Genomic DNA, 23,768 nt, shown 5'->3' with positions numbered 1-23,768 from the left:
GCTCCTTAACTATTGCGTATTTCGCGTTCAACGGATGACAGGCTCGTCTGGAAAGAAGGACGGGCGAACTGTCGCTCCATGTAATCCAGCAGCGGCTTTGCCTGCCGCGGTAATTCGATACCCATGGTCGGCAATCGCCATAGTATGGGCAATAGACAGCAGTCGACCAGGCTTTGCTCCTCGCTCATGAAGCAGGCGAATTCGCCGAACAGGGCCGACACGCCGATCAGGCTCTCACGCAGGGCCTTGCGCGCCTCGTCACGGGCCGCCTCAGCGTTGCGCGCATCGAGAATCACATCAGCCAGCGAACACCAGTCTCGTTGAATCCTGTGCATGAGCAAACGGGTATTTCCACGCGCTACCGGATACACCGGCATGAGCGGCGGATGTGGGTAACGCTCTTCGAGGTATTCCATGATCACCGAAGGCTCATACAAAGCCAGGTCCCGATCGACCAGGGTCGGCAGGCTGGCGTAGGGATTCACTTCCGCCAGCTTGGGCGGTATGCGCGCGACATCGACATCGATGATCTGCACATTGACGCCTTTCTCCGCGAGCACAAGGCGAACCCGATGTGAGTAGTGATCAGCCGGGTCCGAGTAGCAGGCCAACCGATTGGTCACCGCCATGAAGTGCCTCCTCGCATCGCAATGCGGATAAAACCATAAACGCAAACGCGCCCCGCGGCGTACTGGTCAGGACCAGGACGCCGCGGGGCGCGTTCAACCTCCAGAAGTGACTGTGAGGTCAGTGCACGTCCTTCCAGTATTCACGCTTGAGCAAGTAAGCGAACACGAAGAAGAACGCCAAGTACAGCAACACGTAGGTGCCGATGCGCTGACTCTCCAGCTTGACTGGGTTGGCCGAGTAGGCCAGGAAAGCCACGAGATTCTTGACCTTCTCGTCGAACTGCTCGGTCGTCAGGGTACCGGAATTCGGCTCGACGGTCAGCTGATCGCACGCTTCATGGGTCAACGGGCTGCCGGTCAACGGATCGAACTGCTTCTTGCCATCGACCACCGTCTGCACCTGCTTGCAGCCAATCACCTGATTGCCCTGCAGCCCGACCAGCACATTGGGCATACCGACGTTGGGGAACACTTTGTTGTTGACGCCATAGGGGCGCGAAGGATCTGCGTAGAAGCTGCGCAGGTAGCTGTAGAGCCAGTCTTCGCCACGCACCCTCGCGACCAGGGTGAGGTCTGGGGGCGCGGCGCCGAACCAGGTCTTGGCATCCTGGGGCTGCATGCCGATCTTCATGTGGTCGCCGATCTTGGCACCGGTGAACACCAGGTTGTCGAGCATCACGTCGTGGGGAATACCCAGGTCGTCAGCCACTCGCTCGTAGCGCTGGAACTTGGCACTGTGACAGCCCATGCAATAGTTGGCGAAGGTACGGGCCCCATCTTGCAAGGCAGGCTTGTCGGCCAGGTCGATATCGACCTTGTCCAGTTCAACGCCATGTTCAGCGGCCAGCACGAAGGTAGGCATCACGGCCAATAACAGTACAGCAATCAGCTTTTTCATCAGCCAGTCACCCTTTCCGGAACCGGTTTTGTCTTTTCGAGCCGGGTGTAGAACGGCATCAGCAGGAAGTAGGCGAAGTACAGGAAGGTGCAGATCTGCGAGAGCAAGGTCCTTCCCGTCGTCGGCGCCAATACCCCGAGGACGCCCAGAATCACGAAGGACACACAGAACACCAGCAGGAAGACCTTGCTCAACCAGCCCTTGTAACGCATCGAGCGCACCGGACTGCGGTCCAGCCAGGGCAGAACGAACAGCACCGCGATGGCTGCGCCCATGGCGATCACACCCATCAGTTTGTCTGGCACGGCGCGCAGAATTGCGTAGAACGGGGTGAAGTACCAGACCGGCGCAATGTGCTCAGGTGTCTTGAACGCGTTGGCTTGCTCAAAGTTGGGCTTTTCGAGGAAATAGCCACCCATTTCCGGGAAGAAGAACACCACCGAGCAGAACACGAAGAGGAAGACCACAACACCGACGATGTCCTTGACGGTGTAGTAGGGATGGAAAGGAATGCCGTCGAGCGGAATACCGTTTTCATCCTTGTGCTTCTTGATATCGATACCGTCCGGGTTGTTCGAACCCACTTCATGCAACGCCAGGATGTGCAGCACCACCAGCCCGAGGATGACGATTGGCAGCGCCACGACATGCAGTGCGAAGAAGCGGTTCAGGGTGATACCCGAGATCAGGTAATCGCCGCGAATCCACTGGGTCAGGTCGTCACCAATAACGGGGATGGCGCCGAACAGCGAGATGATCACCTGGGCGCCCCAGTACGACATCTGCCCCCACGGCAGCAGGTAGCCCATGAACGCTTCGGCCATCAGCGCCAGGTAGATCAGCATGCCGAACAGCCACACCAGCTCGCGCGGTTTTTGGTAAGAGCCATACAGCAGGCCGCGGAACATATGCAGGTAGACGACGATGAAGAATGCCGACGCGCCGGTGGAGTGCAGGTAGCGCAGAATCCAGCCGTATTCGACGTCACGCATGATGTACTCGACCGAGGCGAATGCCTCTTCGGCCGAAGGGGTGAAACTCATGGTCAACCACACACCGGTGACGATCTGGTTGACCAGCACCAACAGCGCCAACGAACCGAAGAAATACAGGAAGTTGAAATTCTTCGGTGCGTAGTATTTGGCCAGGTGGTCTTCCCACATCTTCGTGGCGGGGAAGCGTGCATCGATCCACTCCATGAACTTGCTCATCATGCGTTCTCCTGATCGACGCCAATGACGATGATGTCGTCCGACTCATAGGCATGGGGCGGGACGGGCAAATTGAGCGGGGCGGGTTGCGATTTGTAGACGCGGCCGGCCATGTCGTAGTGCGAACCGTGGCACGGGCAGAAGTAGCCACCGACCCATTTGGGACCAAGATCGACCGGCGCGACCTCAGGGCGGAACGTCGGTGAGCAACCGAGATGAGTACACAGCCCGACCAGAATCAGGATTTCCGGTTTGATCGAGCGGACCTGCGGATCGACATAGGCCGGCTGATCCGACGCCTTCGAGGACGGGTCGGAAAGATCGCCTTCGATCTTCTTCAGATTGCCGAGGATTTCCGCCGTTCGCCGCACGATGAATACCGGCTGGCCCCGCCACTCGGCGACCATCTGCTGGCCTGGCTCGACCTTGGCAATGTTGACTTTCACTGGTGCGCCGGCGGCCTTGGCCTTGGCGCTGGGGAACCACGACCCCACGAACGGTACCGCAGCTCCCACTGCCCCCGCTGCACCCACCACGGATGTGGCAGCTACAAGGAAGCGGCGCCGCCCTGCATTGACGCCGTCATTACTCATTCAGTCCTCTCCCCATCAGCGTTCACGGCCTGCTACGACAGGCATCTACTTAGGTAATGTCTGTGGCACCAAAAATTGGCCGCCATGGTAAGAAACAAATCCACACAGTGACAAGGTGATTAGCGGCGCGGCGGCAGCAACCCTCGCATTGCTTGATCTGCGTCTATAAGGAGGGAGTGCATGGGCATGGGGGAGGTTAGTTGGCGACATAAAAAAAGCCCGGTTCCTGAGAACCGGGCTTTTTTCGACTGCCGAAGCGAAATTAACGCTTGGAGTACTGAGGACGCTTACGCGCTTTACGCAGACCCACTTTCTTACGCTCGACTTCACGAGCGTCGCGGGTGACGTAGCCAGCACGACGCAGAGCAGCGCGCAGGCCTTCGTCGTATTCCATCAGAGCGCGGGTGATACCGTGACGGATCGCACCAGCCTGACCGCTAACACCACCACCAGCAACGGTGACGTAGATGTCGAACTTCTCGAGGTTCTCGGTCAGCTCCAGCGGCTGGCGAACGACCATGCGGGCAGTTTCGCGACCGAAGAAGGTGTCCAGAGGACGGTTGTTGATGGAGATGTTGCCAGTACCTGGACGCAGGAACACGCGAGCGGTTGCGGTCTTGCGACGGCCAGTGCCGTAGTTTTGAGTCGCCGACATAATGAACTATCCCGTTAGATCTTCAGTTCTTGAGGCTGCTGAGCAGTGTGTGGGTGAGTAGCACCCGCGTACACTTTCAGCTTGCGGTACATGTCGCGACCCAGCGGGTTCTTAGGCAGCATGCCTTTGACCGCGGTCTCGATCACGCGCTCGGGGGCCTTGGCGATCAACTTCTCGAAGTTGATTTCCTTGATACCGCCCGGGAAGCCGGAGTGGGAGTAGTACATTTTGTCCGAAGCTTTGGCACCAGTGACACGTACCTGCTCGGCGTTGATGACGACGATGTAGTCGCCGGTGTCAACGTGAGGAGTGTATTCTGCCTTGTGCTTGCCACGCAGACGACGAGCGATTTCAGTGGACAGACGACCCAGGGTCTGGCCAGCGGCGTCGACTACGAACCAGTCGCGCGTTACTGTTTCCGGTTTAGCAGTAAAAGTTTTCATTCTCTAAAGCCTCAGAGGCCGCCCAGCGAAAATTAAGACGGCGAATCTTACTGGTTAGTGCATCGCTTGACAAGTCAAGCGCGCAGCCGCATGCGGACGCTATAGGGGGCTCGGGTCGGCGCGTCCAGATTCGGCAAGGTTTCTCGTGCAACGCGGTGCATCACTTCCGCAGCGCACGAAGGCGCGTAATTATCCAGATTGCGCAGAGAATATCAACCTGATTCGATGATCATCGATCTATTCGAGGAGTGAACGCGTCATGGAATACCGCAAGCTCGGCCGTACCGACCTGAATGTCAGCGCCCTGTGTCTGGGCACCATGACCTGGGGCGAGCAGAACGACCCGGCACAGGCCTTCGAGCAGATCGCCCTGGCCCGCGATGCTGGGGTCAACTTCATCGACACCGCCGAGATGTATCCGGTGCCGCCCCGCCCGGAAACCTACGCGGCCACCGAGCGCATCATCGGCGACTGGTTTGCTCGGCAAGGCCAGCGCGAGCGCCAACACTGGGTGCTCGCCAGTAAAGTTGCAGGGCCCGGCAACGGCATCAGCCACATTCGCGATGGCCAACTCAGGCACAACCGCCAGCACATCGTTGCAGCCCTGAACGAGAGCCTGAAGCGTCTACGGACCGACTACATCGATCTCTACCAACTGCATTGGCCAGAACGCAACACCAATTTCTTCGGCAAGCTCGGCTACCGGCACCTGCCCAACGACCTGTTCACGCCCATCGAAGAAACCCTGGAAGTGCTGGATGAGCAAGTGCGTGCCGGCAAGATCCGCCATATCGGCCTGTCCAATGAAACGCCATGGGGCACCATGAAGTTTCTGCAACTGGCCGATAGCCGCGGCTGGCCGCGTGCGGTGTCGATTCAGAACCCCTACAACCTGCTCAATCGCAGCTTCGAGGTCGGCCTGGCGGAAGTTGCCATTCGCGAACAGTGCGGCTTGCTGGCCTACTCGCCCTTGGCGTTCGGCATGCTCTCGGGCAAATACGAGAACGGCGCTCGTCCGGCCGATGCGCGCCTGACCCTGTTCAGCCGCTTTGCCCGCTACTCCAATCCGCAAACCGTGCAGGCGTGCAGTCGCTATGTGCAGTTGGCCCGCGAGCACGGCCTGGACCCGGCGCAGATGGCCCTGGCGTTCGTCACCCGGTAGCCGTTCGTGACCAGCAATATCATTGGCGCCACTTCCTTGGAGCAGTTGCAGAGCAACCTCGACAGCGCTGCCCTGACGCTCAGCGAAGAACTGCTCGCCGCCCTCGAAGCGGTTCATCAGCAACAGCCCAATCCTGCACCATGACCCCGCCGGGGCCGCCTGGCGGCCCCGCGCAGCTTGCCAAGGCTGGACAGCACGGAGAAAAGCTAAGACGATCCAGCCAGCACTTGTCCACTCTCCCTTATAAGAACAACGACGATGATGCCCATTCAAGCCAGCTCTACGTTACGGCGCGTCAGCATTCTGGCGACCGACAACGTGTTCGCCTTCACCCTCATGCAGGCCAAGGATTTCTTCCACCTGGCCAGTCTGCGCTACAGCCGGCAACTGGGCCTGAGCCTGCAGCCGATGTTCGAGATTTGCCTGGTCAGCCCTGACGGCCAGCCTGTGGACAGTTTCAGCAATGTGCGCATACCGGTCGATGGCGGTCTGGACGATACCGACGTGATCATCCTGCCGGCCTTCTGGGACGACTTCGACAGCCTGCTCACGCGCGCACCGCAGGTGCTGCCCTGGCTGCGCGAGCAGCATGCCCGCGGCGCGGTCCTGTGTGGCGAGGCCAGCGGGGTGTTCTGGCTGGCCGAAGCGGGATTGCTCGACGGCAAGGAAGCGACCACCTACTGGCGCTTTTTCAATAGCTTTGCCGAGCGTTTTCCTAGGGTACGGCTGAACCAGGACAAGCACCTCACCGATGCCGACAACCTGTACTGCGCCGGTGGCACCACATCCGCCTGCGACCTGTACATCTACCTGATCGAACGCTTCTGCGGCGCCAACGTGGCCCGCGCCGTGGCTCGCGACATTCTCTATGAGGTGCAGCGCAACTACACCCCCGGACGCATGGGCTTTGGCGGGCAGAAACTGCACCAGGACCTGCTGATCCTGCAGATCCAGCACTGGCTGGAAGAGCACTTCGCCGACAAGTTCCGCTTCGAGGACGTTGCCCGCAACCATGGCATGAGCATTCGCAACTTCATGCGCCGCTTCCAGGGCGCGACCGGCGACAAACCGTTGCACTACCTGCAACGCCTGCGCATCGAAACGGCCAAAGGCCTGCTTTCCAGCACCCGCAAGAGCATCAAGACCATCAGCTACGAAGTGGGCTACGACGACGCCAGCTTCTTCGCCCGCCTGTTCCGTCAGCACACAGAGCTGTCGCCCAACCAGTATCGCCAACAGTTCCAGCAGGAGAGCAGCGGCTAGGAGCAGCGACTAGTTGTGAGCTTGAAGCTGCAAGCAAAAGCAAAAGCAAAAGCAAAAGCAAAAGCAAAAGCAAAAGCAAAAGCAAAAGCAAAAGCAAAAGCAAAAGCAAAAGCAAAAGCAAAAGCAAAAGCAAAAGCAAAAGCAAAAGCAAAAGCAAAAGCAAAAGCAAAAGCAAAAGCAAAAAGCCAGGGCAGATGAGGTCTGCTCTGGCTTTTTCTTGTCGCTTGTAGCTACAAGCTTGCAGCTAAAAGCTCGCAACTGCCCTCAGGGCTTGTGCGCCCGAGCGAGGAACTCGTGGGACTGCATTTCCAGCAAACGGCTGAGGGTACGCTGGAACTCGAAGCTTAGCCGTCCACCGGTGTACAGGTCTTTGAGCTCGACCTCGGCAGAGATGATCAGCTTGACGTTACGGTCGTAGAACTCGTCGACCATGTTGATGAAACGCCGGGCGATGTCGTCGGTGGTGACGCTCATCTGTTCGACGTTGCTCAGCAGCACAGCATGGAAAATCTTGCCCAGCTCGATGTAGTCGTTCTGGCTGCGGGGACCATCGCACAGGGCGCGGAAGTCGAACCAGGCGACATCTTCACAGGTGCGCAGGGCATGAATCTCGCGGTTCTCGATCACCAGCACGTCGTTCTCGACCGCCTGAGTGCAATCGGGGGTAAGCGCCTTGAAGCTCTGCTGCATGCTGGCCTGGGCGGCCTCGTTCAGCGGGTAGTGGAACAGCTCGGCTTGCTCGAGGTGGCGCAAACGGTAGTCGACGCCGCTGTCGACGTTCACCACTTCGGTGTGCTGCTTGATCATGGCGATTGCGGGCAGGAAGCGCGCACGCTGCAGGCCATCCTTGTACAGACCGTCCGGCACGATGTTGGAGGTCGCGACCAGGGTCACACCGTTCTTGAACAGCTCTTCCATCAACGTGCCGAGAATCATGGCATCGGTGATGTCGGAAACGAAAAACTCGTCGAAGCAGATGACCCGGGCTTCGCTGGAGAAGCGCTTGGCGATCACCGTCAGCGGGTTCTTCTCGCCTTTGAGGGTTTTCATTTCTTCGTGCACACGCTTCATGAAGCGGTGGAAGTGCGTGCGCATTTTCTGCTCGAACGGCAGCGCATCGAAGAACGTGTCGACCAGGTAGGTTTTGCCGCGCCCTACCCCGCCCCAGAAGTACAACCCCTTGACCGGAGCCTGCTCCTTGCGCCCAAACAGTTTGCCGAGCATGCCCGGTTTGTTGCCTTGCGCCGCCAGCAGGTCGTCATACAGACGCTGTAGATGCCGCACCGCAGTTTCCTGCGCCGCATCATGGAAGAAGTCGGGACGTTTGAGATCTGCTTGATATCGTTCTAGAGGCGTCATAAGTCGTTGGCGAGGTCACAAAACCGGGCCGTCACTGTAGCGACGGCCCTGCGCGTTGGCAATCGGACTTGCGTCAATCTGCCTCAGGCCTGCACTGGCTCAAGCGCTTTGCGCAGACGCTCGATGGCTGCATCACGGTCAGCTGCGTCGGTGAACAGGCCACCTTTGGCGACTTCGTCATCTTCGAGCCAGAGGCCGAAGCTGAGCCCCTCTACACGAATGTCGGGCGCGCCACCTTGCTGCAACTGCTTGCTCACTGCACCGGCACCCTTGCCATCGGCAAAGCTGCGCGAGAGCAGCAGTTGCTCGCCGTCGGCGGCCAGCAGGCGGAAACGGAAACTGCCGTCATCGTCACGGAAGCTGACGAAGCGCGCGGCCTTCACCGTCTTCTTGCTCGATTCGGCGCTGGCCTGGGCGATGCTGCGGAACGAGCGCAGGCCTACCGCTTCGCGCAGTTGCTCGAGGAAGGGCGTAGCGACCTTGCGTGCCTTGGCAGCGCCGGCCAGGAGGATGTCCTCGAGGTCGGCCGGGCGTGCCAGCAGTTGCTGGTAACGCTCGCGCGGCGCAGCCAGTTGCCCGTCGAGCAGCTGGAACAGACGCTGCTTGGCCTCGCCCCAACCCAGCCCTTGCAGCAGATCGTCGCGGAACGCCTGGGCGTCATTCTGGGTAGCGAAGGCCTGGTAGAGGGTGAACAGGTGGGCGTTGTCCGGGTCTTTCGCCTCGCCAGGTGCGCGCGAGTCGGTGACGATGCGCGAGATGGCGTCCTTGAGGTCCTTGGCATTGGAGAACAGCGGGATGGTGTTGTCGTAGCTCTTGGACATCTTGCGCCCATCCAGGCCAGGCAAGGTCGCCACGCTCTCTTCGATGACCGCTTCGGGCAGAGTGAAGTACTCCTGACCCTTGCCGAACAGGTGGTTGAAGCGCTGGCCGATGTCCCGTGCCATTTCCACGTGCTGGATCTGGTCACGGCCAACCGGCACCTTGTGCGCATTGAACATGAGGATGTCGGCAGCCATCAGCACCGGATAGCTGAACAGGCCCATGCTGACACCGGCATCCGGGTCTTCACCGTTCTCGACGTTCTTGTCCACCGAGGCCTTGTAGGCATGGGCGCGATTGAGCAGGCCCTTGGCGGCAACGCAGGTCAGCAGCCAGGTCAGCTCAGGAATTTCGGGGATGTCGGACTGGCGATAGAACGTGACCTTGTCGGCATCCAGGCCACCGGCCAGCCAGGTGGCAGCGATTTCCAGGCGCGAGCGCTGAATGCGCTGCGGGTCGTCGCATTTGATCAGGGCGTGGTAGTCGGCGAGGAAATAGAACGAATCGACGCCAGGCTGCTGGCTGGCGCGGATGGCCGGGCCAATGGCGCCGGCAAAATTGCCCAGGTGCGGGGTGCCGGTGGTGGTGATGCCGGTAAGGATGCGCGTAGTCATGATTATCGCTTGATCAGGCTTGGCTCATTTCGAGAGGCGCGGCAGCAACAGATCCTTGAGATCGGTCAGCTTGCCATGGAAGAAGTGTCCGCATTCTGCCACTTTCAGCAGCTCGTGCGGGCGCGAAAGCGTTTCAGACCATTGGTAGACCAGCTGTGGGTCCACCACTTCGTCAGCATCCGGTTGCACCACGCTCAGTTGGCAGTGCTGCGGCAGGGGAAACTGCTCGGTCAGGCGCATCACCGCGGGCGCGATCATGAACAGTTGCTCGACCTCGCTGCCGGCCCGCTCCAGCCGACCGGCCAGGCTTGCCGCGACGAAGCCGCCGAAGGAAAAGCCCATCAGCACTAATGGCAGTTGGGGGTGTTGCTGGCGCATCCACTGGGCGACCGCCTCGCTGTCGTCCACTTCGCCAGCGCCCATGTCATGGCTGCCAGCACTTTGCCCGACGCCGCGGTAGTTGAAGCGCAAGGTGCTGTAACCGGCATCGCGAGCGGTGCGCTGCAGGGTCGAAACCACCTTGTTGAGCATGGTGCCGCCCTGCACGGGATTGGGGTGGCAGATCAGCACCAGGCCACGGGCATCGGCGACATCAAGGTACAACGCTTCCAGCGGCCCGCTGGGGCCATCGATGAAGCAAGGGGTTTCGCGGACAAGCAAGGCAGTACTCCGTGACCCGGGAATGGGTCGATTCGTCTAGCTGAGGATGTCTGTTCTGGGATAGTTGCGATCGCTCGCGGTATATACAGCGCAGGTCTGAGCCGTTAACGTAAAGCAAAGCCGTTTATAGAGGAAGGACTCGTGGAACTCTCGCTCCTTGTTTGGTTGTTGCCGACCCTGGCACTGGTGGTCGGCGTCGTCGCCGGCTTTGTCGCTGCCCGCCTGCTGCCCCACGCAGCACCGAACAGCACGCAACGTCAGCTGGACGATATCCAGCAGCGTTTCGACAATTATCAGAACGAGGTGGTGACCCACTTCAACAGCACCGCCACCCTGGTCAAGCGCCTGACCCAAAGCTATCAGGACGTTCAGGATCACCTGGCCGAAGGCGCCGACCGCCTGGCACTGGACGATCTGACCCGTCAGCGCCTGCTCGCCGCCCTGCACTCCGACGCACCGCAGCCGCACCGCGATCGCCTGACCCCGCCGCGCGACAGCGCCGAAGTGCCACTCGACTACGCGCCGAAAGCGCCGAACTCACCCGGCATGCTCGATGAGAGCTACGGTTTGAAGCACTGATCGCTACACCGAACAAGGCCGCTGACGCGGCCTTTTTCATGCCTGCTGCCTGGCCATCACTCGACGGTGGCAAGTGCCTGGGCGAGGTCAGCCAGCAAGTCATCGATGTCCTCCAGTCCTACCGACAGCCGTACCAACCCCTCGGAGATGCCATGGGCCGCCCGCTCCTGGGCCGTGTAGCTGCTGTGGGTCATGCTTGCCGGATGCTGGGCCAGGGATTCGGCATCGCCCAGGCTCACCGCGCGGCTGAACAGCTGGAGTGCGTTCATGAACTGCCGACCCGCCGCCAGGCCGCCGCGCATCTCGAACGCCAGCATGCCACCCGGCAGACGCATCTGCCGGGTGGCCAGCTCATGCTGCGGGAACGAGGGCAGACCCGGGTAGTGCAGCACCTCTACCGCCGGCTGGCGCTGAAGAAACTGGGCGACCTGCAGGGCATTGCGGCAATGGCGCTCCATGCGCAGGGCCAGGGTCTTGATGCCGCGCATCAACAGCGACGCATCATGGGGTGAAAGCACCGCACCGGTGAGGTCTTTCAGGCCTTGCAGACGAATCCTGTCGATCAGCGTCCTGTTGCCGATCACCAGACCCGCCGTGATATCGCCGTGGCCGCTCAGGTACTTGGTGGCCGAATGCAGCACCAAGTCGGCGCCCAGCGCCAGGGGCCGTTGCAGATAGGGGGTGCAGTAGGTGCTGTCCACCACCACGGTGATGCCATGCTCGCGTGCCACACCGGTGACCGCCGCGATATCGACCAGACGCATGGTGGGGTTGGCCGGTGTTTCGAAGTAGATCATCCGCGTCTTCGGGGTGATGGCCGCGCGCAGGGCGTCGAGGTCATTGAGGTCGACATGCCGCACCTTTACGCCGAACTCACCGATGCCGTGGTGCATGAAGGCGAAGGTGCAGCCGTACACGGTGGTGCCCACCAGCAGTTCGTCGCCCGGACGCAGCAGCGTCCACAACGTCGCGCTGATCGCGCCCATGCCCGATGCCAGCGCCAGGCCCGCCTCACCCCCTTCGAGCGAAGCCATGCGCTGCTCCAGCAGTGCCAGGGTCGGGTTGGAGATGCGGCTGTAGACATGCCCGTCGGCTTCGCCGGCAAAGCAGGCAGCGCCGTATTCGGCAGAGGGGAAAGCGTAGGTTGAAGTCTGGTAGATCGGCGCAATCAGCGCGCCGCCGTGGGACATGGGATCGTAGCCGTGGTGAATGGCCCGGGTGGAAAAGCCTTGGGTGTGAGTGGAATTGTCCATGGCAGGCACCTCTGGAGGTTTGTTCTAAGCTTATGCCCAGCCACAGCGTGATTCTTGCTGTTTTGTACCGCATGTTTGCGCTGCTTGAGCAACCGATTGGCCATTGAGCAACTCAGAAAGGCACGCCATGCCCCCACCCCTGGACCGCACTGACCTGATTCTGCTGAGCGCCTTGCAGGCGAACGCACGCCTGACCATCAGCGAACTCGCCGAGCAGGTGTCGCTCACCACCTCGCCTTGCTGGCGACGGGTCAAGGCACTCGAAGAACAGGGCTATATCACTGGCTATCAGGCGACCCTCTCACCCAAGGCGCTGGGCTACGGGGTGACCGCGTTCGTCAGCATCATGATGGACTCACACGGCAAGGACGTTGCCCAGGCCTTCGAGCAACGTCTGGCGGAAATACCCGAAATCATTGCCTGCCACCATATTTCCGGGCGCTACGACTTCCTCCTGGAAGTGCTGGCGACTGACCTGGAGTCATTTGGCGAGTTCGCCCGGGAAGTGCTGCAAAGGTTGCCCGGGGTGAAGGAGATCTACTCGAGCTTTTCCTTCAAGGCGGTCAAGCAGCGAGACAAGGTTCCGCTACCACAGGCGAGGAAATGAACACGGCGTCGGTTTCCTGCGCTTGCCGCCTTAAAAGCGAAAACCCCGCCGAGGCGGGGTTTTCGTCGATCAGCCGCGGTTAGATCGCACCGCGGCGGCGCAAGGCGTCCAGCACCTGCTTCACACCCTCTTCGACGCTGGTGCTCTGAGTGTCGATCACCACATCGGCATCCAGCGGCACGTCGTACGGGAAGCTTTCGCCAGGGATGTTGTCGCCAGCGGCCGCATACAGCCCTTGCGGGTCGCGGGCGCGGCAGGCCAGCGGCGAAGCCTGGACGTAGACGGTCAGCAGGCGATCATTGCCGATCAGCGCCTTGGCCTGTTCGCGGCCTTCGGCATCCGGGGCGACGAACGCGGCCAGGGTCAGCAGGCCGGCTTCGTTGAACTGACGCGCCACATGGGCGGCGCGGCGCCAGTTCTCGGTGCGTCCGGCGCGGTCTTGCGGCAGGCCCTTGTTCAGGTCGTGACGCAGGTTCTGCCCGTCGAGTACGTACACCGCACGGCCCATGTCGAACAGCTTGCGCTCGACGGCATAGGCCAGCGTGCTCTTGCCAGCGCCGGACAGGCCGCTGAACAGGACGGTGGCCGGTTGCTGACCCAAGCGCAGGGCGCGCTCTTCGGTGGACACATGCGCGGCCTTGCCGTGCTGGCCGGTGCTGCCGTGCGGCAACACAGGCGATGCGATGATCATGCCGGCACCGACGGTGCCGTTGGTCAGGCGGTCGATGACGATGAACGCGCCAGTGGTGCGGTTGCTGTCGTAGCCATCCAGGGCGATGGAAGCGTCCAGCGCTACCTTGACCCGGCCGATCTCGTTCAGCTCCAGAGCACTGGCCGGCCCCTCTGCGAGGGTGTTGACGTCGACCTTGTGCACGATGCTGGCAATCGAGCCCGGCACGTAGCTGGTGGCACGTTTGATGTCGTATTTCTTGCCCGGCAGCATGGGTTCTTCGGCCATCCACACCAGCATCGCGTCGAACTGGTCGGTGACTGGCGGGACGTTGTCGGCATGCACCAGCAGGTCGCCACGGGAGATGTCGATTTCATCTTCCATGGTCAGGGTCACGGCCTGGCCGGGGCCTGCACTTTCCAGTTCACCCTCGTAGGTGACGATGGACTTGACCCGGCTGCTCTTGCCCGAAGGCAGCACGACCACTTCGTCACCCTTGTGCACGATGCCGCTGGCCAGGGTGCCGGCGAAGCCGCGGAAGTTCAGGTTCGGCCGGTTGACGTATTGCACCGGGAAGCGCAGATCGGTGAAATTGCGGTCGGCCGCCACTTCCACGCTTTCGAGGATTTCCATCAGTGCAGGGCCGGTGTACCACGGCGAACGCTCGCTGCGGTTGACCACGTTGTCGCCCTTGAGCGCCGACATGGGCACGAAGTACAGGCTCGACGGTTGCAGGTTGATGCGCTCGGCGAAATCGAGGTAATCGGCCTTGATCGACTCGAAGACGCCTTCGTCGAAGCCCTTGAGGTCCATCTTGTTGACCGCGACGACGATGTGCTTGATGCCCAGCAGCGAGGCGATGAAGCTGTGCCGGCGAGTCTGGGTCTGCACGCCGTAGCGGGCATCGACGAGGATGATCGCCAGGTCGCAGGTGGAGGCACCGGTGGCCATGTTGCGGGTGTACTGCTCGTGGCCCGGGGTGTCGGCGATGATGAACTTGCGCTTGGCGGTGGAGAAGTAGCGATAGGCGACATCGATGGTGATGCCCTGCTCGCGCTCGGCTTGTAGACCATCGACCAGCAGCGCCAGGTCGACCTCTTCACCGGTGGTACCGGATTTTTTCGAATCACGGGTGATGGCCTCGAGGTGGTCCTCGTAGATCATCTTGGAGTCATGCAGCAGGCGCCCGATCAGGGTGCTCTTGCCATCGTCGACGTTGCCGCAGGTGAGGAAACGCAGCAGTTCTTTACGCTCGTGCTGAGCCAGGTAGGCGAGGATGTCCTCGCTGATCAGATCGGATTGGTGACTCATTTCATTCAAGCTCCAAGCTGTTGGCTTCAAGCGGCAAGCTTGTCGGCGTACAGCTAGTTAGAAATTCTGTTGATCAACCCTGCGAGCATTCTGGATAGCTCGCGGGTTTCATTAATCCAATTGTCGGCCGGCTCGACGGGTAGATAGCCGATCTCTGCTGCGATGATCAGATGGGTGCGCAACTCGGCACACGGGGCTTTCGCGACACTGAGAAACCAGGCCTTCTCACGTTCACTGCGCCGTTCCATTCCCTCAGCGATGTTCGCCGGGACGGAAACGGCTGCGCGTGTCAGTTGAGACTTGAAGCCCAAATCCCGGCAATGCGCGAAAGCCCGATACATCTCGACCGCAAGCTTCTTGCCCCTTTGCCACACCAACAATTTCTCGAAATCCACTGCGAGCCTCCATGAGCACCCGCAGAGCAGGTGGCAATCCGCACGGCACAGACGCTACTCGCAACGCCTCTGTCCTGCAGCTTGCCACTTGTAACTCGAAGCTTAGAAATAACCCTGACGTTTCTTGTCTTCCATGGAGCCTGCGCCATCGTGGTCGATGACGCGGCCCTGGCGCTCTGAGGTGCGCGTCAGGAGCATTTCCTGAATGATGTCGGTGAGCGTTTCGGCTTCCGATTCGACAGCGCCTGTCAGCGGGTAGCAGCCCAGGGTACGGAAACGCACCTTCTTCTTGACGATGCGGGCTTTTTCTTCCTCGCTCAGGTGCTCGAGGATGCGCTCGTCGTCAATCATGATCAGGGTGCCGTTCTTCTCGATCACTTCACGCTCGGCGGCGAAGTACAGCGGCACGATCGGGATACCTTCGAGGTAGATGTACTGCCAGATGTCCAGCTCGGTCCAGTTCGACAGCGGGAACACGCGAATCGACTCGCCCTTGTTGACCTTGCCGTTGTAGACGTTCCACAGCTCGGGGCGCTGGTTTTTCGGGTCCCAGCGGTGCTTGCTGTCGCGGAACGAGTAGACGCGCTCCTTGGCGCGGGACTTCTCTTCATCGCGGCGCGCACCGCCGAAGGCGGCGTCGAAGCCGTGCTTGTCCAGCGCCTGCTTCAGGCCCTGGGTCTTCATGATGTCGGTGTGCTTGGAGCTGCCGTGGGTGAATGGATTGATGCCCTGCGCCACACCCTCGGGGTTGACGTGGGTGATCAGGTCCAGACCCATTTCCTCGACCATCTTGTCGCGGAAGCGGTACATCTCCTGGAATTTCCACTGGGTGTCGACATGCATGACCGGAAACGGCAGCTTGCCCGGGAAGAAGGCTTTGCGCGCCAGGTGCAGCATGACGGCAGAGTCCTTGCCGATCGAATACAGCATGACCGGGTTGTCGAACTCGGCGGCCACCTCGCGGATGATGTGGATGCTTTCCGCCTCCAGCTGTTTCAAGTGCGTCAGTTTGTCGACCATGGCTACTCACGAAAAACGATCTTATGGACGGCCAGCGGGCCGTGTTCGAGCGAGCCACTTTATCACAGCGACTGATTCTATTTAGAGCGCTGGATAGATCGAAACAATCTATCCATATGACTGCCGGTTTGGCCTTCTACCGCCCACGCCGGCCAGCCCTCATACCGGATTGGGACAGTCGATGAACAGGTGTTCGACGGCAAAGCGCCGAGCCAGGTAATCACCCAACGCCTGCACGCCATATCGCTCGGTGGCGTGATGCCCCGCGGCGATGAAGCTGATGCCGTTTTCCCTGGCGCTGTGGAAGGTCTGTTCGGAGGCCTCGCCGCTGATGAACAGATCGACCCCGGCCGCAATCGCCTGGTCGATGTAGCCCTGACCGCCGCCCGTGCACCAGCCGACCCGGCGGATCATCTGCTCGCCCTCGACCAGCAGCGGCTCACGCCCCAGTGCCTCGTGCACGCGACGGGCGAAATCACGCGGCGACAACGGCTCGGGCAAAGAGCCGAGCAATCCGACCACGCGGGCATCGGTGGGGTCGAGCGGGCCTTCCACGGTGATGTCCAGCAGCCGCGCCAGTTGCACGTTGTTGCCCACCTCAGGATGCACGTCCAGTGGCAGGTGGAAGGCCAGCAGGCTGATGTCGTGACTGAGCAGCGTGCTCAAACGGCGTCGCTTCATGCCGGTGATGCAAGGGTTTTCACCCTTCCAGAAGTAACCGTGATGGACCAGGATCAGGTCGGCGTCAGCCTCGACTGCCGCATCCAGCAGGGCCTGGCTGGCGGTAACGCCACTGACGATACGCCGGACCTGCGCGCGCCCCTCGACCTGCAGGCCATTGGGGCAGTAGTCGTGAATCTTCGCACTGGCGAGGTAACGCTCGGCTTCGGCGACCAGTGTCTGGAGAGCGACGGCCATGGAAAAACTCCTTCGAATCAGCGGTTGCAGCGGGCGCAACGCCCGTATAATGCCGGCCATTATGAGCCGCCTGCCGACGCGGGGAAACCGCCGGCCGACGCCGCTCGAGGCTGTCTGTTTGATCGCTTGCGGGCCCGCGCCATTTCCTCGGCGGCGGCCCCTTCTCCCAGGATTCGTTCGATGCTCAAGGCTTTGCGTTACGTTGGCTGGCCCCTTCTCACCGGGGTCCTGATCGCCCTGCTGGTCATTCAGCGCTTCCCCCAATGGGTGGGCCTGCCCAGCCAGGATGTCAATCTGCAACAGGCGCCGCAAACCACCCAAGTGGTGCAAGGCCCGGTCTCCTACGCCGACGCGGTGACCCTCGCCGCGCCTGCGGTGGTCAACCTCTACACCACCAAGGTGGTGAACAAGAACGCCGCCCACCCGCTGTTCGAAGACCCGCAGTTCCGCCGCTTCTTCGGCGACAACCTGCCCAAGCAGCGGCGCTGGGAATCGAGCCTGGGCTCGGCGGTGATCATGAGCCCGGAAGGCTACCTGCTGACCAACAACCATGTGACCAGCGGGGCCGACCAGATCGTGGTGGCGCTCAAGGATGGTCGGGAAACCCTGGCGCGGGTCATCGGCAGCGACCCGGAAACCGACCTTGCCGTGCTCAAGATCGATCTGAAGAACCTGCCCGCCATCACCATCGGTCGTTCCGACACCTTGCGCATCGGTGATGTGTCGCTGGCCATCGGCAACCCGTTCGGCGTCGGCCAGACCGTCACCATGGGCATCATCAGCGCCACCGGCCGCAATCAGCTGGGCTTGAACAACTACGAAGACTTCATCCAGACCGACGCGGCGATCAACCCCGGCAACTCCGGTGGCGCGCTGGTCGATGCCAATGGCAACCTTACCGGTATCAATACCGCGATCTTCTCCAAGTCTGGCGGCTCCCAGGGCATCGGCTTCGCCATCCCGGTCAAGCTGGCGCTGGAGGTGATGAAATCGATCATCGAGCATGGCCAGGTGATCCGTGGCTGGCTGGGCATCGAAGTGCAACCGCTAAGCCAGGAGCTGGCCGAATCCTTCGGCCTCAAAGGCCGTCCGGGTATCGTCGTGGCCGGCATTTTCCGCGAGGGGCCGGCAGCTCGAGCGGGCTTGCAGGTGGGCGATGTGATTCTGAGCATCAATGGCGAGCCGGCCGGCGACGGCCGCAAGTCGATGAACCAGGTGGCGCGCATCAGGCCGAACAACAAGGTCGCCATCGAGGTGATGCGCAATGGCAAGCAGCTCAAGCTGATCGCCGCAGTGGGCCTGCGTCCACCACCGGCGCCGGTGGTCAAGAAAGACGAGAAGTGACTTCCAACGGGGGCCGGCAAGCGGCCCCTTCGGCTCTGCCCCTGGCGTGCGGGCGATTGAAGTGGCAAAACGTCTGATGTTGCGCGATTCTCTTCAGCCATTCATACCCCTGCCTGGTGCCATGCACCGACAAAGGCAGGCCCGCACTTCATTGGAGCAGCCATGACCGACCCGTTGATTCTCGAGCCACAGAACACCGCCGATGCCTGTGTGATCTGGTTGCATGGCCTGGGAGCCGACCGTTACGACTTCCTACCGGTTGCCGAAGCGTTGCAGGCGCACCTGCACAGCACCCGCTTCGTCATGCCCCAGGCGCCGACCCAGCCAGTGACCATCAACGGCGGCTATGCCATGCCCAGCTGGTACGACATCAAGGCCATGAGCCCAGCGCGCGCCATCGATGAAGCGCAGCTGGAGCAATCGGCCGAGCAGGTCATCGCCCTGATCGAAGCCGAGCGCAGCAAGGGCATCGACCTGACCCGCGTATTTCTCGCCGGTTTTTCCCAGGGAGGCGCAGTGGTCTTGCACACCGCCTATGTGAAATGGCAGGAGGCACTCGGCGGGGTGCTGGCCTTGTCGACCTACGCCCCGACCTTCAGCGACGAACATCAGCTCAGCGCCTGCCAGCAGCGTACGCCAGCCCTGTGCCTGCACGGGGTAAACGATCCGGTGGTGATTCCATCCATGGGCCGCACCGCCTTCGAGCACCTCAAGCACTGGGGTGTCGATGCCAGCTGGCAGGAGTATCCAATGGAGCATGAAGTGCTCAACGAAGAGGTTCAAAACATATTGAACTGGCTGGTCGCACGGCTGCGCTGAGCGAGCAGCCATTTGGAGTAGTCGGCGCACCACGCTACGCCGTGCGCAGTTCTTGCTTTACACTGCCCGGCGTACATTCCTTAATCAGTTGATGAGACGACCGTGCTCAAGGCACTCAAGAAACTATTCGGCAAGGAAGACGCCGCCGCCCAGGCCGCCGCTACCCCAGCCCCCGTGGTCACTCCGCCGCCCGCAGTCGCTGTGCCGGCGCCCTCCATCGCGCAGTCCTTCGAGGCTCCGGCCGTCGGCACGCCACCGCCTTCACCACAGCCTGAGCCAGGCCCGCGCCAGCAGGCCGCCTCCAACAGCAAGCCGCGCCGTGAGCGCAAGCCCAAGCCGCAGGCGTCATTGTGGAAGCCTGAAGACTTCGTGGTCGAAGCGCAGGAAGGCAAGACCCGCTTCCATGATTTCAAACTGTCCAACGAGCTGATGCACGCCATCCACGACCTGGGTTTCCCGTACTGCACGCCGATCCAGGCCCAGGTCCTGGGCTACACCCTGCGCGGCCAGGATGCCATCGGCCGGGCACAGACCGGCACCGGCAAGACCGCAGCCTTCCTGATTTCCATCATCGCCCAGCTGCAACAGACGCCTCCACCCAAGGAGCGCTACATGGGCGAGCCGCGCGCGCTGATCATCGCCCCAACGCGCGAGCTGGTGGTGCAGATCGCCAAGGATGCCGCGGCGCTGACCAAGTACAGCGGCCTGAACGTCATGACCTTCGTCGGCGGCATGGATTTCGACAAACAGCTCAAAAGCCTGGAAGCCCGTCATTGTGACATTCTGGTGGCCACGCCTGGGCGTCTGCTGGACTTCCAGCAACGCGGCGAAGTGCACCTGGACATGGTCGAAGTGATGGTGCTGGATGAAGCCGACCGCATGCTCGACATGGGCTTCATTCCCCAGGTGCGACAGATCATCCGGCAGACGCCACCCAAATCCGAGCGTCAGACCCTGCTGTTCTCCGCCACCTTCACCGACGATGTGATGAACCTCGCCAAGCAGTGGACCACCAACCCTGCCATCGTCGAAATCGAGCCGGAGAATGTGGCCAGTGAAACCGTGGAACAGCACGTCTACGCCGTGGCCGGCAGTGACAAGTACAAGCTGCTGTACAACCTGGTGACACAGAACAACTGGCAGCGGGTGATGGTCTTCGCCAACCGCAAGGATGAAGTGCGGCGCATCGAAGAACGCCTGGTGCGCGATGGCATCAACGCCGCGCAGCTGTCTGGCGACGTACCGCAGCACAAGCGCATTCGCACCCTGGAAAACTTCCGCGAAGGTCGGGTGACGGTGCTGGTGGCAACCGATGTCGCCGGCCGCGGCATCCACATCGATGGCATCAGCCACGTCATCAACTTCACCCTGCCGGAAGATCCGGACGACTACGTGCACCGTATCGGGCGTACCGGCCGTGCCGGCAGCAACGGCGTGTCGATCAGCTTTGCCGGCGAAGACGACTCCTACCAGTTGCCTGGCATCGAACAACTGCTGGGACGCAAGATCAGCTGTGAAATGCCGCCTGAAGCATTGCTCAAGCCGGTGCCGCGCAAAGGGCAGTAAGCTGCTCAAGCCCGACAAATGGCTGTAGCGGCTTCAGCCTCGATAGGCCGCAAAGCGGCCCTACTGAACACGGTTCGCTCCACAGCGGCTTGAACTGCGCCCCTTCTCACCAACGCTCAGCCGCGTCCTGATCGCTCTGCCGACCCTCGACCCAACGCGGGCCGAGTTCGGTGGACTCTTTTTTCCAGAACGGCGCCTGGGTTTTCAGGTAGTCCATGACGAAATTGCAGGCATCGAACGCAGCCTGACGGTGGGCGCTGGCGATGCCGACGAAGACGATCGGCTCGCCCGGTTGCAACGCGCCGATGCGGTGCAGCACCTCGACCCTGAGCAACGGCCAGCGCTGCTGGGCCTGGACCAAGATCTTGTTCAGGGCCTTTTCGGTCATGCCCGGATAGTGCTCAAGGAACATCCCCGCCACTTCGCGGCCGTCATTGAAGTCACGCACGTAGCCGACGAACGCCACCACCGCCCCAACGCCGACATTGGCCGCATGCATGGCATTGACCTCCTGCCCGGCATCGAACGGCTGCGCCTGCACACGGATGGCCATGCTCAACCCCCCGTCACAGGCGGGAAGAAGGCCACTTCGTCGCCCTCTGCCAGCGCCTCGGTGAGCCGGCACAGCTCCTGGTTGCGCGCGCACATCAGGTTCTGTTCGGCGAGCACGGCGTAACCCTGGCCACGCTCGAGCAACGCCTGGCGCACATCGTCGAGCACCTTGAAGTCGCCTTCCACTACCTCGCCATCCAGCCCCAGTGCCTCGCGATAACGGGCGAAATACACCACTTGCAGCTTCATTGCGCCTGCGCCTGGAAGTCGCCGCTCTTGCCGCCGCGCTTCTCCAGCAAGCGCACCTGCTCGATGACCATGCCTTTGTCCACCGCCTTGCACATGTCGTAGATCGTCAGTGCGGCAACGCTGGCGGCAGTCAGCGCTTCCATTTCCACGCCGGTCTGTCCGGCCAGCTTGCAGCGCGCCAGGATCTGCACGGCGTCCTCACCCTCGGCGCGCAGTTCGACCTTGACACTGGTCAGCATCAGCGGATGGCACAGGGGGATCAGGTCGCTGGTTTTCTTCGCGGCCTGGATGCCAGCGATGCGCGCCACGGCGAACACATCGCCTTTAGGATGCTCGCCATCGACGATCATGCGCAGGGTCTGCGGCAACATGCGTACCCGCGCCTGGGCCACTGCTTCGCGGGCGGTGACGGCTTTTTCAGTGACGTCGACCATGTTGGCCCGTCCCTGGGAATCAAGGTGTGTCAGCACTGCTCTGCTCCTGTGAAGGGAGCGTCGAGTGTAACGCCATGGGTCGCGTTGCGCAGGGAAATGATCGGGCGGCGAACCGCCCGAACAGATGACTTACAGATGCGACTCGGCGTACTCGGCCAGTACCGAGCGCGGCACCCCTTGCAGGGTGATGTGCACGCCGTGGGGGAAGTCCTTGAAGCGCTCGGTGAGGTAGGTCAGGCCCGAGCTTGTGGCGGACAGGTAAGGCGTATCGATCTGCGCCAGGTTGCCCAGGCAGACCACTTTGGAGCCAGCGCCAGCACGGGTGATGATGGTCTTCATCTGGTGTGGAGTGAGGTTCTGGCATTCATCGATGAGGATCAGGCTTTGCTGGAAGCTGCGACCGCGAATGTAGTTGAGCGACTTGAACTGCAGCGGGACGCGCTCGAGAATGTACTCGACACTGCCGTGAGTGCTTTCGTCATCCATGTGCAAGGCTTCGAGGTTGTCGGTGATGGCGCCCAGCCAAGGCTCCATCTTTTCTGCCTCGGTACCCGGCAGGAAGCCGATTTCCTGATCGAGCCCCTGCACGCTGCGGGTGGCGATGATGCGCCGGTAGCGTTTGCTGACCATGGTCTGTTCGATCGCCGCCGCCAGGGCCAGGATGGTCTTGCCCGAGCCGGCAGCGCCGGTAAGGTTGACCAGATGGATGTCCGGGTCGAGCAACGCCAGCAAGGCCAGGCTCTGGTGAATGTCGCGGGGTTTCAGGCCCCAGGCTTCCTGGTGCAGCAACGGCTCCTGGTGCAGGTCGAGCAACAGCAGTTCGCCATCGCGTGCGCCCTTGATCCAGCCGACGAAGCCTTGCTCGTCGATAATGAACTCATTGATGTGCACCGCCTGCAACGGTTCGGCCAGTTGCACCCGATGCCAGGTACGACCACGTTCCTGGCGGGTATCGACCTTGCTTACCCGATCCCAGAACGAGCCGCTCACCGAGTGATAGCCCTTGGACAGCAGCGAGACATCGTCGACCAACTGGTCGGTGCTGTAGTCCTCGGCGGCAATGCCGCAGGCGCGCGCCTTGAGGCGCATGTTGATGTCTTTGGTGACCAGCACCACGTCAAGATCGGCGCGGGTGGCCCGCAGTTCGAGCAACTGGTTGATGATGATGTTGTCGTTGAGGTGCTCGGGCAGCAGGCGATTGGGTTCGTTGCGCTGGCTCATCAGAATCGACAGGAAACCTTTCGGCCCGCTTTTGCCACGCTGAATCGGCACGCCCCGCTCGACCGCGCTGGGCGAGGCATCACCCAGGGTCTGGTCGATCAGGCGAATGGCCTGGCGACAATCGGCGGCAATCGACTGCTTGCCTGTCTTGAGCTTGTCGAGTTCCTCCAGCACCGTCATCGGCAGGGCGACGTGGTGCTCCTCGAAGTTGAGTAATGCGTTGGGGTCGTGAATCAGGACATTGGTATCGAGGACATAGAGGATTGGCTTGCTGGAGGAAGGGGTGCGTCCTTGGTCATCCATACTCGGTCACCTTATATCGAAGCCACGTAGCGCGTACCGCTGCGCTGCAGATTGACCGCCGTTCTCCCCGTATCCGCGTCGTTACGGGCGGGGAGCGCACCTGGCTAGGAGGGCCTGGATGACGCCACCTGTGCTGCAGGATTCGGCTGTCTGCTTCTTTCATACCGCAAAACGTATTACGGAAAAAAGTAATTTTACGCTTGGGTGAAGTTTATTTTTCC

Annotated in this window: 25 protein-coding genes and 1 pseudogene; 8 read left to right on the top strand and 18 right to left on the bottom strand. The window is 61.3% G+C overall.

Going from position 1 to position 23,768, the window contains the following annotated elements; translation table 11 throughout:
- Window positions 1-5: 5 nt before the first annotated feature.
- The 6 genes from LK03_RS09915 to rplM form a co-directional block, all read right to left on the bottom strand.
- Window positions 6-629 carry a glutathione S-transferase N-terminal domain-containing protein gene (locus LK03_RS09915; protein WP_038412174.1) on the bottom strand — a complete coding sequence of 208 codons (624 nt, stop codon included), beginning with the start codon at window positions 627-629 and terminating at the stop codon, window positions 6-8.
- Between the two features lie 118 nt (window positions 630-747).
- The gene (locus LK03_RS09910; protein ID WP_038412173.1) at window positions 748-1,527 is read right to left on the bottom strand and encodes a cytochrome c1; all 780 of its coding nucleotides are present in this window, start codon (window positions 1,525-1,527) and stop codon (window positions 748-750) included.
- Window positions 1,527-2,738 (bottom strand): cytochrome b, encoded by a 1,212-nt coding sequence (locus LK03_RS09905; RefSeq protein WP_038412172.1) that lies wholly within the window; start codon window positions 2,736-2,738, stop codon window positions 1,527-1,529. Before LK03_RS09905 ends, LK03_RS09910 begins: the two co-directional genes overlap by 1 nt.
- Window positions 2,738-3,331 (bottom strand): ubiquinol-cytochrome c reductase iron-sulfur subunit, encoded by a 594-nt coding sequence (petA, locus tag LK03_RS09900; RefSeq protein ID WP_038412171.1) that lies wholly within the window; start codon window positions 3,329-3,331, stop codon window positions 2,738-2,740. Before petA ends, LK03_RS09905 begins: the two co-directional genes overlap by 1 nt.
- A gap of 262 nt (window positions 3,332-3,593) precedes the next feature.
- Complete coding sequence (rpsI, locus tag LK03_RS09895) at window positions 3,594-3,986, bottom strand: 30S ribosomal protein S9 (RefSeq protein ID WP_038412170.1); 393 nt, start codon at window positions 3,984-3,986, stop codon at window positions 3,594-3,596.
- Window positions 3,987-4,000: 14 nt separating this feature from the next.
- Window positions 4,001-4,429 carry a 50S ribosomal protein L13 gene (gene rplM / locus LK03_RS09890; RefSeq protein ID WP_028696598.1) on the bottom strand — a complete coding sequence of 143 codons (429 nt, stop codon included), beginning with the start codon at window positions 4,427-4,429 and terminating at the stop codon, window positions 4,001-4,003.
- A 259-nt stretch (window positions 4,430-4,688) separates the two neighbouring features.
- Between rplM and LK03_RS09885 the strand changes: the two are divergent.
- From LK03_RS09885 to LK03_RS22170, 3 genes and pseudogenes are all read left to right on the top strand, one after another.
- A pseudogene (locus tag LK03_RS09885) lies at window positions 4,689-5,735 on the top strand (NADP(H)-dependent aldo-keto reductase).
- 216 nt (window positions 5,736-5,951) lie between these two features.
- Window positions 5,952-6,854 (top strand): GlxA family transcriptional regulator, encoded by a 903-nt coding sequence (locus LK03_RS09880; protein WP_205621240.1) that lies wholly within the window; start codon window positions 5,952-5,954, stop codon window positions 6,852-6,854.
- Between the two features lie 15 nt (window positions 6,855-6,869).
- The gene (locus LK03_RS22170) at window positions 6,870-7,052 is read left to right on the top strand and encodes a hypothetical protein (protein WP_156109528.1); all 183 of its coding nucleotides are present in this window, start codon (window positions 6,870-6,872) and stop codon (window positions 7,050-7,052) included.
- A 66-nt stretch (window positions 7,053-7,118) separates the two neighbouring features.
- Here the strand turns inward: LK03_RS22170 and zapE are convergent, their stop codons facing one another.
- From zapE to LK03_RS09865, 3 genes are all read right to left on the bottom strand, one after another.
- Window positions 7,119-8,213: a cell division protein ZapE gene (gene zapE, locus LK03_RS09875; RefSeq protein WP_038412169.1), complete on the bottom strand. Its 1,095-nt coding sequence runs from the start codon at window positions 8,211-8,213 to the stop codon at window positions 7,119-7,121.
- 83 nt (window positions 8,214-8,296) lie between these two features.
- Window positions 8,297-9,646: a tryptophan--tRNA ligase gene (locus LK03_RS09870; RefSeq protein WP_038412168.1), complete on the bottom strand. Its 1,350-nt coding sequence runs from the start codon at window positions 9,644-9,646 to the stop codon at window positions 8,297-8,299.
- A gap of 24 nt (window positions 9,647-9,670) precedes the next feature.
- Window positions 9,671-10,306, bottom strand: coding sequence for an alpha/beta hydrolase (locus LK03_RS09865; RefSeq protein ID WP_038412167.1), 636 nt, complete (start codon window positions 10,304-10,306; stop codon window positions 9,671-9,673).
- A 141-nt stretch (window positions 10,307-10,447) separates the two neighbouring features.
- On the opposite strand from LK03_RS09865, the gene LK03_RS09860 reads away from it, so the two are divergent.
- A complete protein-coding gene (locus LK03_RS09860) occupies window positions 10,448-10,885 on the top strand; it encodes a YhcB family protein (protein WP_038412166.1) in 438 nt (145 codons plus the stop codon).
- 56 nt (window positions 10,886-10,941) lie between these two features.
- Here LK03_RS09860 and LK03_RS09855 read toward each other — a convergent pair whose 3' ends face one another.
- A complete protein-coding gene (locus LK03_RS09855) occupies window positions 10,942-12,138 on the bottom strand; it encodes a methionine gamma-lyase (protein ID WP_038412165.1) in 1,197 nt (398 codons plus the stop codon).
- A 127-nt stretch (window positions 12,139-12,265) separates the two neighbouring features.
- Between LK03_RS09855 and LK03_RS09850 the strand changes: the two genes are divergently transcribed.
- A complete protein-coding gene (locus LK03_RS09850; protein WP_038412164.1) occupies window positions 12,266-12,745 on the top strand; it encodes an Lrp/AsnC family transcriptional regulator in 480 nt (159 codons plus the stop codon).
- Between the two features lie 79 nt (window positions 12,746-12,824).
- Here LK03_RS09850 and cysN read toward each other — a convergent pair whose 3' ends face one another.
- The 4 genes from cysN to LK03_RS09830 all read right to left on the bottom strand — a co-directional run bounded on the left by cysN (window position 12,825) and on the right by LK03_RS09830 (window position 17,059).
- Complete coding sequence (gene cysN / locus LK03_RS09845) at window positions 12,825-14,726, bottom strand: sulfate adenylyltransferase subunit CysN (protein ID WP_038412163.1); 1,902 nt, start codon at window positions 14,724-14,726, stop codon at window positions 12,825-12,827.
- Between the two features lie 53 nt (window positions 14,727-14,779).
- Entirely contained in the window at window positions 14,780-15,121 is a 342-nt protein-coding gene (locus tag LK03_RS09840; protein WP_038412162.1) for a four helix bundle protein, read from the bottom strand.
- Between the two features lie 102 nt (window positions 15,122-15,223).
- Complete coding sequence (cysD, locus tag LK03_RS09835; RefSeq protein WP_038412160.1) at window positions 15,224-16,141, bottom strand: sulfate adenylyltransferase subunit CysD; 918 nt, start codon at window positions 16,139-16,141, stop codon at window positions 15,224-15,226.
- 159 nt (window positions 16,142-16,300) lie between these two features.
- Window positions 16,301-17,059 carry a Nif3-like dinuclear metal center hexameric protein gene (locus LK03_RS09830; protein WP_038412159.1) on the bottom strand — a complete coding sequence of 253 codons (759 nt, stop codon included), beginning with the start codon at window positions 17,057-17,059 and terminating at the stop codon, window positions 16,301-16,303.
- 180 nt (window positions 17,060-17,239) lie between these two features.
- Here LK03_RS09830 and algW point away from each other — a divergent pair, with 180 nt between their 5' ends.
- The 3 genes from algW to rhlB all read left to right on the top strand — a co-directional run bounded on the left by algW (window position 17,240) and on the right by rhlB (window position 20,788).
- Window positions 17,240-18,403 (top strand): Do family serine endopeptidase AlgW, encoded by a 1,164-nt coding sequence (algW, locus tag LK03_RS09825; protein ID WP_038412157.1) that lies wholly within the window; start codon window positions 17,240-17,242, stop codon window positions 18,401-18,403.
- 162 nt (window positions 18,404-18,565) lie between these two features.
- Window positions 18,566-19,222, top strand: coding sequence for an alpha/beta hydrolase (locus LK03_RS09820; protein WP_038412156.1), 657 nt, complete (start codon window positions 18,566-18,568; stop codon window positions 19,220-19,222).
- A 102-nt stretch (window positions 19,223-19,324) separates the two neighbouring features.
- Entirely contained in the window at window positions 19,325-20,788 is a 1,464-nt protein-coding gene (rhlB, locus tag LK03_RS09815) for an ATP-dependent RNA helicase RhlB (RefSeq protein ID WP_038412155.1), read from the top strand.
- A gap of 106 nt (window positions 20,789-20,894) precedes the next feature.
- Here rhlB and moaE read toward each other — a convergent pair whose 3' ends face one another.
- The 4 genes from moaE to LK03_RS09795 form a co-directional block, all read right to left on the bottom strand.
- Window positions 20,895-21,341 (bottom strand): molybdopterin synthase catalytic subunit MoaE, encoded by a 447-nt coding sequence (gene moaE / locus LK03_RS09810; protein WP_038412154.1) that lies wholly within the window; start codon window positions 21,339-21,341, stop codon window positions 20,895-20,897.
- Window positions 21,342-21,343: 2 nt separating this feature from the next.
- Window positions 21,344-21,589, bottom strand: coding sequence for a MoaD/ThiS family protein (locus LK03_RS09805; RefSeq protein WP_038412153.1), 246 nt, complete (start codon window positions 21,587-21,589; stop codon window positions 21,344-21,346).
- Complete coding sequence (gene moaC / locus LK03_RS09800) at window positions 21,586-22,059, bottom strand: cyclic pyranopterin monophosphate synthase MoaC (RefSeq protein ID WP_038412152.1); 474 nt, start codon at window positions 22,057-22,059, stop codon at window positions 21,586-21,588. The genes LK03_RS09805 and moaC overlap by 4 nt, the downstream gene beginning before the upstream one ends.
- Before the next feature lie 93 nt (window positions 22,060-22,152).
- Window positions 22,153-23,547 carry a PhoH family protein gene (locus LK03_RS09795; RefSeq protein ID WP_038412151.1) on the bottom strand — a complete coding sequence of 465 codons (1,395 nt, stop codon included), beginning with the start codon at window positions 23,545-23,547 and terminating at the stop codon, window positions 22,153-22,155.
- Between the last annotated feature and the right edge of the window lie 221 nt (window positions 23,548-23,768).

The organism is Pseudomonas cremoricolorata (genome assembly GCF_000759535.1).
In the GTDB taxonomy this organism is placed as follows: domain Bacteria; phylum Pseudomonadota; class Gammaproteobacteria; order Pseudomonadales; family Pseudomonadaceae; genus Aquipseudomonas; species Aquipseudomonas cremoricolorata_A.
The sequence above is the reverse complement of the archived record's forward strand: the minus strand, read 5'-3'. Positions and strand labels throughout refer to the sequence as shown.